The 2945-nt window shown below is 58.3% G+C and carries 2 protein-coding genes; both read right to left on the bottom strand.

All coding sequences use genetic code 11. The features are described 5' to 3' along the window. On the bottom strand, positions 1-1985 hold a 1985-nt coding region (gene prsK / locus ACESMB_RS15090), incomplete at its 3' end, for an XrtA/PEP-CTERM system histidine kinase PrsK (RefSeq protein ID WP_372972004.1). Positions 1986-2014: 29 nt separating this feature from the next. Further along, the coding region (locus ACESMB_RS15095) for an SDR family oxidoreductase (protein ID WP_372972005.1) at positions 2015-2945 on the bottom strand (931 nt) is incomplete at its 5' end.

Genomic DNA, 2945 nt, shown 5'->3' on the forward strand with positions numbered 1-2945 from the left:
CCCACGTTACGCACATATTCCCGCGCCTGATAGGCCCCGATGCCCATGCCTGTCAGCCCTTTGGTGCTTTCGAAGGGTTTGAACAGCTGGGTCTGGATGAATTCTTCGGTCATGCCGTGGCCGCTGTCCTGAATGAACAGAGCCACACTGCCTTTGGCGGTTTTCAGTGTCAGTGTTATCTCTCCGTCCGGGGGCGTGGCGTCCTGTGCGTTCTGTATGAGGTGGCCGAGGATGCTGTAGAGCTGCTCCCTGTCGGCATTGATATGGATTTTGCCGGGGCTGCCCGCAACGCGGGGCGCAGGCTGGCGGCGGGAGTAGTGTTCTGCCAGATGGTTCACAACTTCCGTCAGTTCGACCACTTCGGTGACCATGGTCTCGTCCGCCGGGCGGCGGATATGGTCTACCAGGTTGGACATTTTGCGTACAGCGTGGTCTGTCGTTTTGATCATGTCGTCGAAAAACTCCGGGTTGCCCCGGTGCCGTGGGGCGTTTTTCACCAGCAGCGACAGTTGTGCAATCAGGGTTTTGAGGTCGTGCACCATAAAGGCGGAGGCCTTGCTGACCGCCTCGAACTGCATGGCCCGGGATAGCCGGTTCTGGGCGTCGGCCTGGGCCAGCAGGTTACAGGTTTGCCGGGCCACAACCTTGATCAGGTCGAAGTTCTCCCAGTTCAGCTCCACCCGTGCGTAGGGGTTGCCGATCATGGCGATGCCGTACAGGTCGTTGCTGAGATACAGGGGGATCACCAGCCAGCCGTCCGGTATTGTAGAGATGGAGTCGGGAATTTCCAGCAGGTGGTAGCTCACCGGGTCGTTCTTGTATTCGTGCAGGTCAATAATCCATTCCCGTTCACCGAAAAACCGCACCAGTTCGGAGTTGGCGTCAATGGTGGTGTATTTGGGGGTTACCATATTGACGGCAGTCTTGAGCACGAAGTCGCCCCGGTCCTCCCGAATCCACAGCGCACCGGCGTTGCTTTCCACCAGGCTGGTGAGGATGCGGATGACACGTTCCGGTAATGGCGGGTTATCGCTGAGATCGGCCATTTCACGGGTCATCTTCAGCCATTCTTCGCGGTAGTCGTACTTGTAGTCGAAGAAATTCTGGCTGATAAACACCATCAGCCGTGACCGTACCCGCCGGGAGGTGAGCAGGGTGGCGAGAAACACCAGGGCAACGGCCAGGAACATCACCTGCAGGGCTTCGCCCCAGTCACCACCCAGCGTTTTTACGTAGTAGCCACCCAGTGCCAGGAACAGCAGGTAGCCACCGGCCATCAGGAAAGTGCCGGCGTGGAACACCGCCGAGCGCGACAGCTGAAAATCCACCGGCTGTTTACGGGTATTGATGACGTTAACGGCGAACAGGGGCACCAGCGCTGCATTGACCAGGCCGCGGGCGTTCCAGAAAGAGTCTGCCACCTGGCCGAAGAGGAGCGCGTCGGCATACATGAAGAAGTCGAAGGCGAACAGGCTGGCCACGCCAATGCAGACGTACTTCATGCTGGAGCGGCCGAACGACAGGGAATTGCGCCAGATCTGTTCAACCAGCGACAGGCCCAGCAGAGAAAGGGCAATCTGGCCCACCACCTTGGTTTTGCCGTCCAGAATGGTGAACCCGAAGAAAAATTCCAGAACCACAAAGCCCAGCAACAGGAACACCAGCAGTATGGTGGCAGTCGCCAGAATGCGGCGCACGCGCCCGACAAGGTTGCCGGTGCGAAAAGAGTCCCGCAGCAGGGCGAAAAGCACGGTAATCCAGGCCGCGTCCCGCAGCAGTTCCAGCATATAACGGATGAAAAACCCGGGCTCACCCCACAGGCTCTGGGTAACCAGCGATCCGGACCAGATGAGGGTGACAATCGCGGCCAGAAAAAGCGAACGGTCGATGTCGCGGCGAAGGTATCGCGTGGCAATAAGCAGCCCCAGCAGCCCATAGGAGATGGCTGCTACGGAATGACTGATCAGACTGAAGTCGTCCAACATGGCTCGCGTCCTGCGTTATGCGCCAATGCTTACACCGGTTTCTTGTTGTCGCGATAAAACCGGAATATCTCTTTCAGCGGTCGCCTGGGTTTGAATTCGAACTCCCGGGCAAACGCTCTGCCGTCAATGACGACAGGATACTTGAAAAAGGCCATCAGATACGAAGGAAAACTTCGCAGGTTCAGGGTGCGCAGTATCATTCTCGGCAGCACTGGCGGGATAGACGGTATCGGAATCCGCTTGCAGCCGCAGAGTTTCAGGGCGTGCTGGTAGGCCACCCAGTCTTCCGGTGCCACGTTGAAGATACCCCGCTGGGGCTTGTTGTAGGCCAGCACGATGGCATCGGCCATATCGTCGATATGGATAAACTGCATCATCGGTGAAAAGCCCGCAAGAACCGGCGCCCGTTCCATGCCCAGAAGGGTGCTGATGGAGTTGCGTACGCCGGGGCCGACGATGTTGCAGGGTCGCAGGATGGTGATGTTCAGGTCCGGATAGCGCCAGAGGTAGATGTTGGCCAGGTTTTCCAGTTCCACGGAGTCGATCAGGTCGGCGCTGAGGCCGGCGCTTTTCAGCGGCGCTTCTTCGTCGATCAGTGCCGGGTTGTAGGCGACGGCGCCGTATACGTGGAAGGTGGACAGCACCACCATGCGCTTGATGTTGTATTTATGGCTCAGGTCCAACAGCTTCTGGGTGCCCAGTACGTTGGCGTTGTAACGGCGCATGCGGGTGAGCTGGCTGGACATGATGCGGCCGAGGTGGATAACGCCATCGAACCGGTAGCGCCGGAACAGATCCTCGAAAGAACGTTTGTTGAAATCGATGCAGTAGCTGGGGATGTCGTCCCCGAGATATACCTGCTCACGGAAATCCACTGCCACCAGGCTGCAGCTGTCCCGCAGTCGTTCGATAACCTGTTGTGCCAGGGCGCCGGCAACACCGGTTACAAGAATATGGGGT

It is taken from the genome of Marinobacter sp., assembly GCF_041686475.1.
In the GTDB taxonomy this organism is placed as follows: Bacteria; Pseudomonadota; Gammaproteobacteria; order Pseudomonadales; family Oleiphilaceae; genus Marinobacter.